Here is a 14,425-nt window from a genome sequence, read left to right as displayed (position 1 = left end):
AGAAAAAACAACAGTATCTACTGATAGGGACAGTAATCATAATTATAGCGATTATTTTTATTTTAACATCGATTGGCGGTCCTATTAGCTCGTCATCCCAGGTTTCTGATGAATCGGTTTCCGGGAGCTCGGGTGAATTGGTTTCAGGGAATTCGGATGAATCGGTTTCCGGGGATTCGGAGGAATCAGTTTCCGGAGGCTCGGATGATCTGGCTTCTAAAAGCTCTGATGAACTTGTGGTGAATGTAAATTCACATACAGGTGAACCCGAAACCGGATTTGACCCCCTTCTGGGATGGGGGTGCGGGCATGTGAATTTTGAGCCACTTATACAGAGCACTCTTTTTAAATCAGCTGATGATGGAAGCATAATAAACGATCTTGCTACGAATTATTCTGTCAGTTCGGATGGGAAAAACTGGACTGTGTATATAAGAGATGATGTCAGGTTTACAGACGGTGAAAACTTAACTGCAGGAGATGTGGCATTTACGTTTAATACCGCAATTGGAAGTAACTCCGAACTGGATATGAGTAATCTCGAAAAAGCCACTGCAATAAATAATACTGCAGTTGAATTCAAACTGAAAGAACCTCAGTCCAGTTTCATATGGAGACTCAGATACGTTGGGATTGTACCAGAACATGCATACAAAAAAGAAACTTACGGGTCCAATCCGATCGGATCTGGGCCATATAAACTCGTAGAATGGGATAAAGGCCAGCAGGCAATCTTAGAATTAAACGAAAATTACTATGGAAAAAAGCCGTACTTCAAAAAAATAACCATGCTGTTTTTGGATAAAGATACTGCGCTTGCAGCAGTAAAATCCGGGGATGTGGACATAGCTGAGATTGAGATTAGCCATGCAAACCAGACCGTGGATGGGTACAAGTTAGTATCTCTTCCGGCAGCAAGAGCTCAGGGACTATCTTTCCCTATGCAGAATAACACAGGCAAAAAAAGCCTTCAGGGAGACCCAATAGGCAATAATGTCACAGCAGACATAGCAATTAGAAAAGCCTTAAACGTCGGTATAGACAGAAAAGCCCTGCTTGAAGGAGTTATATACGGAAAAGGAGCCGTAGAATACACCGGAGTAGACCAGCGGAACTTTGGGAACCCTGAAGCGAAAGTTAATGATTCAAATCCCGAAGAAGCCAAAAAAATACTGGAAAACGCAGGCTGGAAAGACCCTGACGGCGATGGAATTCGGGAGAAGAACGGAACAAAAGCCGAATTTAAGCTATACTACTCTGCTTCGGACCAGACAAGGCAAGCTCTATCGGTAGCTGTAAGCGAACAGGCCAAAGAATTAGGCATAAAAATAGATCTTGTAGGAGCAAGCTGGGACGAAATATATGCCAACCAGTACAGTTCCGCTGTGTTATACGCTTACAGCAGCATAGATACCTTTAATCTCTACCAGCAGTACCACAGCAAAGAAGCCGACGATACCTACAGAAACCCCGGCCTTTACAATAACTCTGTTGTAGACGGATATCTGGAAACAGCTTTAAAGTCTACAGATCAGGACCAGGCTACAAAGTACTGGAAATTAGCTGCATATGACGGAAATACCGGTTTTGGGCCAGCAGGAGATGCTACATGGTTATGGCTGGTGACGATTGATTACCTCTACATGGCAGACGAAACCCTGGATATGGGTACTCCACAAAGAAACGCAGGAGCAGATGTTTTAGGAAATATCTACGAATGGAAAAGAGTAGACACAAACAGCCCGACTTCCAAATGAGGACTTAATCCTGAAAGTATGGAGATTAATCCTGTAAGTGGGTAATTAAGCCTGTAACTATGGTTGATTAATCCTGCAGTTCGCGAGTAATCAATCTCGTAATTAGCGAGTAATCAATCTCGTAATTAGCGAGTAATCAATCTCGTAATTAGCGAGTAATCAATCTCGTAATTAGCAAGTAATCAATTCCATAGTTAACGAGCAATAAATCCGGTATAGTGAATAACTGAGCCTTTAATTCTGATCTTGCAGGCTCAACTACTCACTTTTTCCTTTCTTTTTATCCACAGCCGGGTTTAGTGTGACTGATTGGAAAAAGCAATAAAATGACTATTTTACCAGATTTAACTCCATTCTACTTAAAAAATGCAAAAACTCCTAATAACCCCTGGACACCGTTCACAGACTGATATTCACGTTAAAATGGACATCATTATAGAATAATTACGTATGAGGGAGTAGCGTGTCAAACAATGAAAAAATAGCGGGCTTCATCGGAAAAAAAGCCCTCCGACTGACAAGCCTTTTGATTATAGTTTGTCTTGCAAGTTTCATGCTTATCCAGTATTCGCCTATAGATCCCGTTAGAGCCTATATTGGGGAAATGCCAGTAACTGCAGAGCACAAAGCTAAACTTGAAGCATACTGGGGGGTTAATACTCCTCCGCAGGAAAAATTCCTGAACTGGGCTGGAGATATTCTTAAAGGAGACTTTGGAACTTCACTGATTTATAGAATTCCAGTTATTGACGTCATTAAAGAACGATTTGCAGCGTCCCTCGCCCTGATGGGGATTTCATGGCTGTTTTCAGGAATTCTGGGTTTTGTTTTAGGAATAATAGCTGGTGCAAAGCAAGATACGTGGGTCGATAAGGCGATAAAGATTTATTGTTACGCTCTGGCTGCTGCACCAACATTCTGGCTAGCACTTATCCTTTTGATGGTGTTTTCAGTATATCTGGGCTGGTTCCCAATAGGATTAAGTGTCCCTATAGGAGTTACAGCCGACAATGTGACGTTTTTTGAATGGTTTAAGCGTTTAATTCTCCCTGCACTAACTTTGAGTTTATTAGACATTGCAAAAATTACAATGTTCACTCGAGAAAAATTAATCGAAGTTCTATCCAGTGATTACGTCTTATTTGCAAAGGCAAGAGGTGAAAATGGGCTGGACCTTGTATTGAGGCATGGAATTCGAAATGTTGCACTTCCGGCCATTACCCTGCAGTTTTTAGGATTTAGTGAACTTTTCGGGGGAACAGTCCTGGTTGAACAGGTATTCTCATATCCCGGAATAGGACAGGCTGCAGTAGCAGCAGGACTGAGATCCGATGTACCGCTGCTTTTGGGAATAGTCATCTTCAGCACTTTCTTTGTTTTCTTCGGAAACCTGATTGCTGATATTATCTATGAATTTGTTGACCCCAGGATAAAGCAACAGGAGGCATTAATATGAGCACTGCTGTTGTGACAGTCAACAGGGGACTATTTAGAGGATTAAATCTCAGGCAGAAAACGCTTCTGATAATAGGTTTCACTTCACTTTTATTACTTGTAATTGTGGCTTCCAGCGTTTTTTTAGGCGAGGAACCTCTACAGACCAATTTCGGCTCTAAAAACCTCGCTCCTTCTATGGAACACCCATTCGGGACAGATTGGATGGGAAGAGACATGTTTATAAGAACTCTGGAAGGACTGGGTTTAAGCATATTGGTTGGAGGGCTTGCTTCCATAATCAGCACTCTATTGACCGTAATTTTAGGATTACTTTCAAGTGCAGGAAAAACTGCAGACACCTTTGTGTCCTGGCTGGTAGACCTCTTTCTTTCAATTCCGCACCTGCTTTTAATAGTTCTCATTTCCATAGGAATTGGAGGGGGAGCAACAGGAGTTATCATCGGAGTTGCATTAACGCACTGGCCGAGCTTAACAAGGGTCGTAAGAGCAGAAATCAAGCAGCTGAAAACCCAGGAGTACATTCAGATCTCCAGGAATCTTGGCAGGTCTAAATGGTGGATAGCTACAAAACACATTCTACCTCATCTGGCTCCTCAGATACTGTTAGGCACGATTTTAATGTTTCCACATGCGATTTTACACGAAGCTTCAGTCACATTCCTGGGGTTTGGGCTTTCACCGCATGAACCGGCAATCGGTATAATTCTTTCCGAATCTATGAGGTATCTTTCAGCAGGATACTGGTGGCTTGCATTTTTCCCGGGATTATCGCTGTTAATTGTAGTTCTGGCATTTGATATGATTGGAGAAGGTTTAGGAAAGCTGATGAATCCGAAAAATGCTCATGAATAAATTTCATCTGTTACTGAATTAGAAGTGTGCTGAATTAGAAGTGTGCTGGATTAGAAGTGTACTGAATTAGAAGTGTGCTGAATTAGAAGTGTGCTGGATTAGAAGTGTACTGGATTAGAAGTGTGCTGGATTAGAAGTGTGCCAGATTAGAGGTATGCTGGATCTAAAATGTACTGAATAAAAAATATGTTAGATTTACATCTGGAGAGTGTGAATTATGGGAAATAAAGCTGAAATAAACCCTGAAAAAGAGTTAGCCACTGGACTTGAAACAGTCGTTGGAAAAAGAGATAAAACAGTTGCTGGAGGACGGAAAAAAACTGAAGTTCTGTTGAACGTAGAAGATCTTTCATTGTCATTTACTCAATATTCGTCGGGCCTTAGGCAGACTGAACTGAAAGTAATTTCTAATTTGAGCATCCAGGCTTATAAAGGTGAAATTCTGGCTATTGTAGGGTCAAGCGGGTCAGGTAAAAGTCTTCTGGCTCATGCTATTTTAGGAATTTTACCTTTAAACGCAAAACTTGATGGTAAGATAGAATACGATGGCAACGAACTTACTCAGGAAAGAAAAGAAGAAATGAGAGGCAAAGAAATAGCCCTGATTCCGCAAGCGATAACCTACCTTGATCCTTTAATGAAAGTCTCAAATCAAGTAATAGGATGCATTGAAAAGGAAAACGAAGGCTTAATGAGGAAACTTCAGAGAGAAATTTTTCAGAGATACAATTTAAAACCCGAGGTCGAAAGAATGCTCCCTCATGAGCTATCAGGAGGGATGGCCCGAAGAGTTCTGGTTTCGACTGCTGTAATAAGCTCTTCAAAACTCGTAATTGCGGATGAACCAACCCCGGGGTTAGACGAAAAAACTTTGAACGAGACCCTGAGTTACTTCAAAGACATGGCAGATAAGGGGTGTGCAGTGATACTTATAACTCATGATATTGAAGCTGCATTAAAAATCTCCCATAAAATCGCAGTATTTTATGCAGGTACGGTTCTGGAAGTAGCTAACGTTGAAGACTTTAAAAATAATGGTGAGAACCTGAGACACCCATATACCCGTGCACTCTGGAGTGCCCTTCCCCAGAATAAATTCCAGGCAATCAAAGGCCATCAACCAATGCAGGATGAAGTCATCGACGGGTGTATCTTTTATGAAAGATGTTCAAAAAAGAAAGCTATCTGTTCTCAGGGAACTCCACAATTGAAACAGATCAACGGTGGGGTGGTGAGGTGCAATAATGCGTCTTAAAAGTGAGAACATAAGCTTCGGGTATAAAAGAAATAATTTGATTTTAAAGGATGTTAATATTTCGTTAGGTAGCGGGGAGGTACTGGGCCTCATTGGGGATAGCGGAAGCGGAAAATCTACTCTATGTAAGATCTTAGCAGGCTACGAAAATAAGTATCAGGGGAAAGTAAGTATAGATGGAAAAGATATCCCGTCAAAAGGCTATAACCCGGTACAGCTTGTATTTCAACATCCGGAAAAAGCTGTAAACCCTAAATGGAGAATGAAAGATATTCTAAACGAAGGACACCTTGTTTCACAGGATATTAATGAAGCATTTGGAATTAAAAGTAACTGGCTCAACCGATGGCCTAATGAGCTTTCAGGAGGAGAACTGCAGAGGTTTGCCCTTGCAAGAGCTTTAAGCCCTAAAACCAGGTTTTTAATTGCTGATGAAATTACTACAATGGTAGACGCTATTACTCAAGCTCAAATCTGGAATATTGTTTTAAATATCGTCGAAGAACTTAATATTGGAGTACTGGTCGTAAGCCATGACATAAATTTAATTGACAGATTATGTCAAGATACCATTTATCTAAAAGACATAAATAATATTTAATAAAAGAAAAGATAATATTTAATAAAAGAAAAGATAATATTTTTAAAAAACTGAACTGGTCTTTAACTGAATGCCCAGAGTTTAATCCTGAAGCCTTTGATAACGAAGCGTAAAACCACCTGACTCTGACCTGGAGGTTGTAACGCAAACCTAATTTTTTTATATAGTATTAACGACCTGTTTCAGTACAGAGCTCTCTCGTCTGATTTTAATTTACTCCAAAGTCTATGCACAGGTTTTACTACAAAACTATATTAATAAAACAAGAAAACAGAAGTTTTTCAGCTTAACTGGGAACTCTCAGTACCCGAAATATGATTCTGTGTCTAAAATTTCAGGCTTCTTGCAAGAAAAGTTTATAAATTCCACAGTAGCTTTTATCCAGAGCTTCTGTACATGTGTAGGAATTATCTTTATATGCAGTGCATTTCGATGTGTATTCACATTTCATATCAAACAAATTTTTTTTCCCAAAAACTATGTTAAAAATTTTCATATGCTAATATATGGGATTGACATATTTAAATTTATTTCATAGTTGAGGTTATGGTGTTTCGCATACAACAATTTTGACTGCGTATTGAAAAATTTTACGAAGATGCCCCGAAATTTATGTTATATGAAGAAGCGTAAAACCCCTGTGTCGGTAGCTCAGGAGGTATAAGCGTCAACTCATTTAATATTGTTTTCAGTATTTTTTAACTTCATATAGACCATTGGAATTTAATTCCTCAGGGAATCATGTCTTTTATATCTGTATAAAATGGACTGAAAGTTGGTAAGTCTCCTTCGAACGATTTTGCAAATATGTTCCAGGTTTCGATCTGAGGTTTCAGTTTTTTTATAATTGCAAGAAAATCATCATCCGGATCTGTTGCAGTCATAAGGTAATCCTGTTTCATATCAATTGAAAGGTTACTTAGCCATTTAAGTAGCGCCAGCATAGCTTCAGGTTGTCGTTTATCAAATGCATAATCAGCAATATAAAGCAATTTCAAATGTTCTTTTTCGGCTGTAATCTTCGGTACTTTTGTAATATGACTCAGGACTCCAAAAATAGATCTCATCATCTTCATTACTACCGGTTCTCTGGCATAATATAAATTTCCCAGTTTGGAATTATTCCATAGTCCGGCACAGGCTACGATTTTATTATTCTTGTCTCTGACCACCCAGAAATTCTCCAGCCCATACCAGGGAATGGCTTTCAAACGCTCTTCAAAGGTTTGAGCCGTAAACGGCAGGAAATGTATAAATCCTGAATTATACTCATTAATAAGGCTGACTGCATCACCAATCTCTTTTCTATCAACGGGTTTTATTGAATACTCTGGTGATATATCCGATTTTTTATAAGTTGGAAGTGCTGGCGTTTTAATATATCTCACGCTGGAATATCCCATCTTGCCGAATAAGGATTTGGAAGCATTATTCGACTCGTACACATAGGCATAGGTATAACTTGATCCCATTCCCAGGGCTTTTTCTTCTGCCTTCTTCATAAGCTGTGTGGCAACTCCTGCCTTCCTGAAGGCCGGATGAACCATCACTTCAGTAATGTATGCATATTTCACATTCCTTTCAAAAGCCGGTTTCACAGTCAAACCGATCCAGCCAGCAACTTTTCCTTCTTCTTCTGCCACAAGCATATTCCAGTTATCATACATTTTATAACGGGCAATTATATCCGTCTTATCTACACCCAGAGCACAGTTTTCATCGCCCTGCGGGCACAGTCTTTCTATTTCAATCAAGTTTTGATTATCATTATCACTGAAAGGTCTAATTGAGATCACAAACATGCCCCCTATTATTGGGTTTTTTCCTTTCAACTATACCTTCCTACTTAATTATCACACACTAAATATATATTCTTTGTAGTGCTCAACCGCATACAAATATTAGAACTGAAACATTGAGAAAATTTAGAGAAAATTAATGAAAAGAGAACGGTGAAAAGAGAATGGTGAAAAAACGGGGAAAAGAAAATGGTGAAAAAACGGGGAAAAGAGAACGGGGAAAAGAGAATGGTGAAAAAAGAACAGGGAAAAAAGAACGGAGAAAAGAGAATGGTAAAAAACGGTGAAAAGAGAATGGTGAAAAAACGGTGAAAAAAGAAATATAGTGAAGGGAGAGTTGAATTATTCTCCCTTTATTATCCTTGTAATGTCGTCTCCGACATCTGAGGTTGTGCTCTTGCCGCCCATGTCGTAGGTTTTTACTTTGCTGTCCAGGATGTTTTTCTGGATTGCATTGACTATGGTGTCTGCGGCTTCCTTTTCTCCGAGCTGTTCTATGAGCATTGCACCTGCCCAGATTGTGGCAATTGGGTTGACTTTGTTCTGTCCTTTATACTTCGGGGCTGAACCGTGAATCGGCTCGAACATGCTTGTTCCGTTCGGGTTGATATTTCCGCCGGGAGCAAGGCCAAGACCGCCCTGTATCATAGCTCCGAGATCAGTAATAATGTCTCCGAACATGTTCGGGGTTACAACCACATCAAACCATTCTGGGTTTTTCACAAACCACATAGTGATGGCATCAACGAAGTTAAAGTCTGTAGTAACGCCGGGATGTTTTGCAGAAATTGCATTGAACTCTTCTCTCCAGAAGCCGTAGATATCGGAAAGCACATTTGCCTTGTCAACGGAAGAAACGTGTTTTTTCCGGTTTTCGGCAAGGTCAAAGGCGTACTCGATAACCCTGTCTGTGCCTTCTTTGGAGATCAAGCCTATCTGGTATCCTATTTCTTCGCTGTCAGTCTCGATATCAAGACCGAATTTTGCGGAGTAGAGCGTTCTTTTTACTTCAAGAAGGTCTTTACTCACTCCTTTTTTTGCCCTGCCGCCGACACCTACGTAGAAGTCCTCGGTGTTTTCCCTGACAACCACAAAGTCGATGTCTTTTGAGGTTTTGTCTTTGAGCGGGGTCCACACTCCGTCAAGAAGTTTTATCGGGCGAAGGTTAACATACTCGTCAAAATAAAAGCGCGCAGTTAATAAGATTCCCTTCTCAAGGACGCCAGGGGCAATCCTTGGGTCTCCGATGGAACCAAGGTAAACGACAGGGTATCCGGACAACTCCTTTAATGTATCTTCCGAAATCAGTTCTCCCGTCTCAAGATAATGATCTGCTCCCTGCGGGTATTCAATCCACTCTACATCAAAACCGAATTTTTCGCCAGCGGCATCTATTACCTTTCTGCCTTCGGCGATAATTTCTGGGCCTATCCCGTCTCCCGGGAGGACCGGAATCTTATACTGCGTCATATTTATACTCCTTTGGAATTTACAGGCAAAACTGCCTTTTTTATTGAGAGATCTCAAACGCGGACAGGACTGTCTCAGGACAGATTTCCTGTTTTTTAGCGTTCAGAGACCAGTTTCCTGGCATATTCTATAAGTCCTCCCTCATCCACGATTTCACGCACGAAATCAGGGAGAGGGGTTGCCTGGTATGTCTCATCTTTTGTCTTGTTTTCAATAGTTCCTGTAGCAAGGTCTACTTCAAGCTCGTCTCCATCATCAATCCTGTCAGTGTCAGGGCATTCCAGGACAGGAACTCCGATATTTATTGCGTTCCTGAAAAAGATCCTTGCAAAAGATTTTGCAATTACACAGGCTACCTTTGCTCCTTTCAGGGCAAGGGGCGCATGCTCACGCGAGGAGCCGCAACCAAAATTGTTTCCCGCAACCACTATATCATTTTCGTGAACGTTTTTTGCAAATTCGGGGCGCACGCCTTCAAACGTGTACTTTGCAAGCTCTTCAGGGGTATTGTAAATCAGGTACCTTCCGGGAATCACTGCATCCGTATCTACGTCGTCTCCGAACTTCCAGGCTCTTCCTTTCATAACATCACCGGTCTTTGTTGCAATTAAATGCTATTACATTAAAATTTTTACAGCCTGAGTTTAGCTGCATTCACAGGGTTGAAGTATCACAGGTAATATTTATATTATTTTCTAACAGGGACCAAAAATTAGTTAACAATTCTTACTCTTACTCCTGAGTTTCTCCAGAATATCTACAAAATGAGTTCCTTTTATAGTTGAAAGGCATTTTAGTTGCTTTTTTCTTTTGTATGAGGTTCAAAAGCACTTGGTTCCCCCCCTCCGTGCCAGCTTAGCCTCGGACGGATGCGCACAAGATGGACTGACTCGGAATGGTCGTCCACTATCAGGGCAGCCCCTCTTTCACTTCCCATCTTCTTAATATATGCCTGGAGATTTTCCTGCATATAAAGAGGCCTCGAAGTTTCCAGAGCAAGAATATCATCACTTGCCGTAAGGCGGTGGCAGATAAGAAGGTCACTCTGGGAAACAACATCGGGATGAAGGCTTGCAGGCCTCTGGGTTGCCAGGACCAGGGAAAGGCCAGGCTGCCGACCCTGTCTGAGACAGCGGTTAATAAGTACTTTTGAGGCAAGGCCTTCAGTCTTTGCAGGTATGAAAATATGAGCCTCGTCTATAAAGAGCCAGACCATGGGAAATACTTCTTCATCGAACTTTTCCCCCATAAGTTTTTTTTCGTAGGTTCGTCTTGCCTCAAGTCTTGCTTCATAAAGCTTGCCTGCAATAATTGATACTGCTGCAGCGCAGACGTTTTCGTTTTCAAGCGTACTCACATCAAGGATAGTTGTTCTACCTCCAGATACGAGATCTGACAGTTTTGTCCCTTCTTTTGAAAAAAGGCCCCAGGACTTTACTGCTCTAAAGTAATTCTCTGCAGCTCCTTTCGAAACCTCGTCAGAGCGAGGGTCTCCGGCAATTTCACTGAGAATTTCCTCAAAAGAATACGCTTCTCCCTTTTCCCTGAGGGATTCGATTGCCCTTACCAGCAGAATTCCAGGAGGAGAAACCTCTTCGATACTAAAAATCCTGCACCACTGGCTTCCTGAAAGTTCGCTTATCGGGATGGAAAATGGCTTCACATCAATATTCCGTTTTATGTAAGCCTCTACCTTGCCCACAGGCACGAAAATCTCAATATCGAGCCCGGATGGAGTGAGTTCCCAGTTTTTAAGCCGCCGCGCTTCAAAAGAGTTTGGATGCTTCATCGTCCAGAAAATCCCCATAGTATCAATAACAACGGATGCAAGCTTTTTCCTGATAGCCGGCTCAAGAAAGGCAAGTTCTTCAAGCAAACAGCCCATAGTATAGGATTTTCCGTATCCTCTTTTTCCGCAAATCAAAATAGCATGAGGCTTCAGGGCATCAAGATAAACGGCTGCTCCCCGTGAATGGTCAAGTGCCATGTAATTTCCAATCGATAAAAGGCCCTTCCCGGGATTCTCTTCACTTCCAAGTACACGCAGCGTCCCAGTATTTTTTCCCCGAAAAACAGGCTTGGACTCTTTACATTCGATTTTTTGCATTAGATATTATCGAACTGAAAACTATTTAAAATAATTTAGTTATAAGAAATTAAAATAAAAATCCACGCTTTGATCTTTTCGAATTCTCTTTTTTTCGATATGAGGATGATATCTGGAAAGTATCAGGCTCACGTAGATATGAAAGTATCAGGCTCGCATAGATATGTGACGTCGTCATTAAAGCATATATTCACAGGATAGGAAGGCAAAGTTCGATGAATATACTGGTAATTCTTGGACACCCAAATAAAGGTAGTTTTAATCATGCGATTGCAAATACCGTTATAGAAACCCTTTCAAATAATGGGCATGAAGTTTTTTTTCACGATCTTTATGAGGAAAAATTTGATCCGATTCTCTCAGGTCAGGAAATTCCCAAAGGCGCCTCGTTAGAAAGAATAATTAAAGAACACTGTAATGAAATCAGCAATGCTGACGGGATCGTTATAGTTCATCCTAACTGGTGGGGGCAACCACCTGCGATTTTAAAAGGATGGGTAGATAGAGTAATACGTGCTGGAGTAGCATATGAATTTAAAGAAGGAGATAATGGCGAAGGAATACCAATAGGACTATTGAAAGCAGAAACTGCTTTAGTATTCAACACATCAAACACGCCGAGAGAACGGGAATTGCAAGTATTTGGGGACCCACTTGAGATATTATGGAAAAACTGCGTTTTCGATTTCTGCGGAGTAAAAAACTTTCATAGAAAAATGTTTGGGGTTATAGTTACCAGTAAGCTTGAAGAACGACTGGATTGGTTAAAAGAAGTGAGAGAAACAGTAGATATGTATTTCCCGATCAGTCCTGATAAAACTTGTTTGAAATCTCAAAAAATTAAAGGTTAAAAAGGCAGTCAACTTTGAAAAATCTAATTTTTAGAGCTTGAAAACTTAATTATCAATATACTCTAAAAGTTCATTTTCTTGAAGTTTATTACCTGCTCAAGATATTATTTTATCTAGCTGGCCTGTCTGAGCTGCTACTTTGATTTCCCGGGCTATTCTTCTTCCGGTTGAGAGGTTTTCTTCCATCAGGTCGGCATAAGGAGAACCTGAAATGTAAAGGTTTGTCCCTGCAACAATCCTGGCCGAAATCTCAAAGACTTTAATCTCAAGCGTATCCGTAAAGACGGTCTCAAGGCAGAAAGAACCTATCATCCCACCAAAGAGGCCAAGAGATTCTTCAACTACCCTTTCTCCAAGAGAGAAGATAAGGGGTAAGAGTGATTCTCTTGCTACCAGGGGAACGTTTCCTGTGACCACATATGTCGGGCGGATTCCTGCTTCTACGAGTTCTCTGGGTGAACCGAGCCTGAAGATCTCATCCGCATTGGATTCTACCCTGCGGTCCATGCTCAGAAGTTCAAGGCTGCCCTGGCTTAAAGTGTATCCTTCGTTTCGGATAGGGGAGTAGAAGTAATGAAGGTAATAACGGGTTCCGGTAATAAATTCCTGAATCGTGTACTTCTGGGTATGGTCTATGAGTTCATTGAATTCTTCGTAAGTCTTTGCGACGAAGAAACCTTTTCCTCCTTTTGCCCCGTCGTACTTAACCATTACAGGCCCATTGATATCGTGGGGATCATCGATTTTCCCGGGCATATGAATGCCTGCCCCAAGAAGCCACTCACGCTCTTTATCTCTGTCCGATTCCCATTCGAGCACAGCTCGGTTTCCGAAAGTGGGTACGGCCATCTCTGCAAAATTTTCCGTGCCGAGGTAAGCAACTACTGAGCCGTGAGGGATAATGATGGTGTTTTTCTTTCTAAGTTCCTCAGCCTTGTTCATTATATCGGCATAGCTATCGACGACAAGGTACTCATCGGGTTTTGCTTTGGGAAAAGCCTCATAAAATTTTGGGGGCTTGCCGACGCAGATTCCCAGAGTTCTGAAGCCTTCTTTCCGAGCTCCGTCAAAAATTTGAAGGCTTGAGTGGGAGCAAATTGTTGCAATAGTAATGTTTTCTAAATCGTAATTTTTCAGAAATTCAAGAACCTGCTGTTTTGTGATCATGATTGGTACCAGCGGAAAATTTAGATTAGTATATACAATGTTCTATTTAAGGTTAAGGTCTGGATTCTATATCTAGATGTGGTAGTGAACGAATATTCTGTCATAAAAATAAAACTTTATATTGATTCGCGCAAACTAAGATTATACTCTGAGTTAAAAATAGACAGGTTTTTAATCCAGGAAGTTATTATGGACGGGCTTAAAGATCAAGATGAGTTATCGGAAGTCGGCGACCCCCTGCCGGGGCCTGGGCAAATGGAGCAGGGCGGCAAGGTGCTTGTTCTTCCGGTAAATGGAGAATCCAGAAAGATCACTCAGATTCTTTCCAATGAAACATCAATAAAGATTCTTGAGTTGCTCGGGAAAAAAAGCATGTCTGCAACCAGTATTGCAGAGGAGCTGGAACTTCCCCTTACTACTGTTAAGTATAATCTTGACTCCCTTATAGAATCCGATCTTATAAAAATCAAACAAATAAAGTGGAGCAAGAAAGGACGGCAGGTAAAAATCTACGAGTCAGCCGAAAAACTTATTGTCCTCGTTCCTTCAAAAAGTTCTATAGACAAACTCTCTCTCGTAAGCCTGCTGCAAAAGTACCTCGGAGTAATAGTAGCTGTCTTTTTTGCATCTGCGGGTATAGAGTATTTTTCAGCTTACATGAAAGCAAAAAGGGTTATTGATGCAACTGCTCCTTTGAGAATGAAGACTATGGAAACATTTGACAATTCTTCTCCAGAGCAAATGGTCCTGGGAATAAACGAGAGCAATAACGTAAGCCCAAAAATAGCTCTCGACCAGCAGGTGCCTGAGGGAGTTTCGAATGCAAGCTCTGGAGTTCCTGAATCCGGAGCAGGAAATCTGTCCTATGGAGTGGAAACTGACCCGACTCAGGGAGTTGCTGAAGTCCCAATGTCCACACCGGATGGTTTAAACTCTGTACAGGGGTGTTCTTCTATCCCGCCTGAAGGGTTAGCTCATGCAAGCGGGATTCACGGGCTTTATGACATGCTTTCTCTTCACCCCGGGTTCTGGTTCCTGTTAGGGTGTCTTTTTATAGTAGTCTTACTGATTGTAAGAGAAGTCTATTATAAGAATAAAGCCAAGTAGA

Annotated in this window: 13 protein-coding genes; 8 read left to right on the top strand and 5 right to left on the bottom strand. The window is 41.2% G+C overall.

Translation table 11 applies throughout. The features are described 5' to 3' along the window. Positions 1 to 137: 137 nt before the first annotated feature. The 5 genes from MSKOL_RS01330 (at position 138) to MSKOL_RS01310 (ending at position 5,923) form a co-directional block, all read left to right on the top strand. Positions 138 to 1,757: an ABC transporter substrate-binding protein gene (locus tag MSKOL_RS01330; RefSeq protein WP_231592349.1), complete on the top strand. Its 1,620-nt coding sequence runs from the start codon at positions 138 to 140 to the stop codon at positions 1,755 to 1,757. A 463-nt stretch (positions 1,758 to 2,220) separates the two neighbouring features. Then, positions 2,221 to 3,213: an ABC transporter permease gene (locus MSKOL_RS01325; protein WP_048117094.1), complete on the top strand. Its 993-nt coding sequence runs from the start codon at positions 2,221 to 2,223 to the stop codon at positions 3,211 to 3,213. Continuing rightward, complete coding sequence (locus tag MSKOL_RS01320) at positions 3,210 to 4,067, top strand: ABC transporter permease (RefSeq protein WP_048117092.1); 858 nt, start codon at positions 3,210 to 3,212, stop codon at positions 4,065 to 4,067. Before MSKOL_RS01325 ends, MSKOL_RS01320 begins: the two co-directional genes overlap by 4 nt. A 217-nt stretch (positions 4,068 to 4,284) precedes the next feature. Continuing rightward, positions 4,285 to 5,322 (top strand): ABC transporter ATP-binding protein, encoded by a 1,038-nt coding sequence (locus MSKOL_RS01315; protein WP_231592347.1) that lies wholly within the window; start codon positions 4,285 to 4,287, stop codon positions 5,320 to 5,322. Further along, a complete protein-coding gene (locus tag MSKOL_RS01310; protein ID WP_048117090.1) occupies positions 5,312 to 5,923 on the top strand; it encodes an ABC transporter ATP-binding protein in 612 nt (203 codons plus the stop codon). The genes MSKOL_RS01315 and MSKOL_RS01310 overlap by 11 nt, the downstream gene beginning before the upstream one ends. A gap of 731 nt (positions 5,924 to 6,654) precedes the next feature. Here the strand turns inward: MSKOL_RS01310 and MSKOL_RS01305 are convergent. Beyond that, on the bottom strand, positions 6,655 to 7,719 hold the full coding sequence (locus tag MSKOL_RS01305) for a GNAT family N-acetyltransferase (protein WP_197078802.1): 1,065 nt from the start codon (positions 7,717 to 7,719) through the stop codon (positions 6,655 to 6,657). Positions 7,720 to 7,911: 192 nt separating this feature from the next. Here MSKOL_RS01305 and MSKOL_RS21265 point away from each other — a divergent pair, with 192 nt between their 5' ends. Further along, complete coding sequence (locus MSKOL_RS21265) at positions 7,912 to 8,034, top strand: hypothetical protein (protein WP_255351956.1); 123 nt, start codon at positions 7,912 to 7,914, stop codon at positions 8,032 to 8,034. A 30-nt stretch (positions 8,035 to 8,064) separates the two neighbouring features. Here the strand turns inward: MSKOL_RS21265 and MSKOL_RS01300 are convergent, their stop codons facing one another. The 3 genes from MSKOL_RS01300 to MSKOL_RS01290 all read right to left on the bottom strand — a co-directional run bounded on the left by MSKOL_RS01300 (position 8,065) and on the right by MSKOL_RS01290 (position 11,299). Continuing rightward, entirely contained in the window at positions 8,065 to 9,192 is a 1,128-nt protein-coding gene (locus MSKOL_RS01300; RefSeq protein WP_048153316.1) for an isocitrate/isopropylmalate dehydrogenase family protein, read from the bottom strand. A 95-nt stretch (positions 9,193 to 9,287) separates the two neighbouring features. Next, the gene (locus MSKOL_RS01295; protein WP_048117079.1) at positions 9,288 to 9,776 is read right to left on the bottom strand and encodes a 3-isopropylmalate dehydratase small subunit; all 489 of its coding nucleotides are present in this window, start codon (positions 9,774 to 9,776) and stop codon (positions 9,288 to 9,290) included. Positions 9,777 to 9,985: 209 nt separating this feature from the next. Continuing rightward, on the bottom strand, positions 9,986 to 11,299 hold the full coding sequence (locus tag MSKOL_RS01290; protein ID WP_048153315.1) for an ATP-binding protein: 1,314 nt from the start codon (positions 11,297 to 11,299) through the stop codon (positions 9,986 to 9,988). 215 nt (positions 11,300 to 11,514) lie between these two features. On the opposite strand from MSKOL_RS01290, the gene MSKOL_RS01285 reads away from it, so the two are divergent. Next, positions 11,515 to 12,150 carry an NAD(P)H-dependent oxidoreductase gene (locus MSKOL_RS01285; RefSeq protein WP_048117068.1) on the top strand — a complete coding sequence of 212 codons (636 nt, stop codon included), beginning with the start codon at positions 11,515 to 11,517 and terminating at the stop codon, positions 12,148 to 12,150. Positions 12,151 to 12,246: 96 nt separating this feature from the next. On the opposite strand, the gene MSKOL_RS01280 is transcribed toward MSKOL_RS01285, so the two are convergent. After that, entirely contained in the window at positions 12,247 to 13,317 is a 1,071-nt protein-coding gene (locus tag MSKOL_RS01280) for a formate--phosphoribosylaminoimidazolecarboxamide ligase (protein ID WP_048117067.1), read from the bottom strand. Positions 13,318 to 13,506: 189 nt separating this feature from the next. On the opposite strand from MSKOL_RS01280, the gene MSKOL_RS01275 reads away from it, so the two are divergent. Then, on the top strand, positions 13,507 to 14,424 hold the full coding sequence (locus tag MSKOL_RS01275; RefSeq protein WP_048117065.1) for a transcriptional regulator: 918 nt from the start codon (positions 13,507 to 13,509) through the stop codon (positions 14,422 to 14,424). Position 14,425: the final 1 nt, after the last annotated feature.

Source organism: Methanosarcina sp. Kolksee, from assembly GCF_000969945.1.
GTDB classification, from domain to species: Archaea; Halobacteriota; Methanosarcinia; order Methanosarcinales; family Methanosarcinaceae; genus Methanosarcina; species Methanosarcina vacuolata.
The sequence above is the reverse complement of the archived record's forward strand: the minus strand, read 5'-3'. Positions and strand labels throughout refer to the sequence as shown.

Bases quoted from the DNA above. Each gene is read 5' to 3' on its own strand.
- MSKOL_RS01295 (WP_048117079.1), bottom strand. From the start codon at position 9,776: ATGAAAGGAAGAGCCTGGAAGTTCGGAGACGACGTAGATACGGATGCA.
- MSKOL_RS01320 (WP_048117092.1), top strand. From the start codon at position 3,210: ATGAGCACTGCTGTTGTGACAGTCAACAGGGGACTATTTAGAGGATTA.
- MSKOL_RS01280 (WP_048117067.1), bottom strand. From the start codon at position 13,317: ATGATCACAAAACAGCAGGTTCTTGAATTTCTGAAAAATTACGATTTA.
- MSKOL_RS01290 (WP_048153315.1), bottom strand. From the start codon at position 11,299: ATGCAAAAAATCGAATGTAAAGAGTCCAAGCCTGTTTTTCGGGGAAAA.
- MSKOL_RS01315 (WP_231592347.1), top strand. From the start codon at position 4,285: ATGGGAAATAAAGCTGAAATAAACCCTGAAAAAGAGTTAGCCACTGGA.
- MSKOL_RS01285 (WP_048117068.1), top strand. From the start codon at position 11,515: ATGAATATACTGGTAATTCTTGGACACCCAAATAAAGGTAGTTTTAAT.
- MSKOL_RS01275 (WP_048117065.1), top strand. From the start codon at position 13,507: ATGGACGGGCTTAAAGATCAAGATGAGTTATCGGAAGTCGGCGACCCC.
- MSKOL_RS21265 (WP_255351956.1), top strand. From the start codon at position 7,912: ATGGTGAAAAAACGGGGAAAAGAGAACGGGGAAAAGAGAATGGTGAAA.
- MSKOL_RS01300 (WP_048153316.1), bottom strand. From the start codon at position 9,192: ATGACGCAGTATAAGATTCCGGTCCTCCCGGGAGACGGGATAGGCCCA.
- MSKOL_RS01310 (WP_048117090.1), top strand. From the start codon at position 5,312: ATGCGTCTTAAAAGTGAGAACATAAGCTTCGGGTATAAAAGAAATAAT.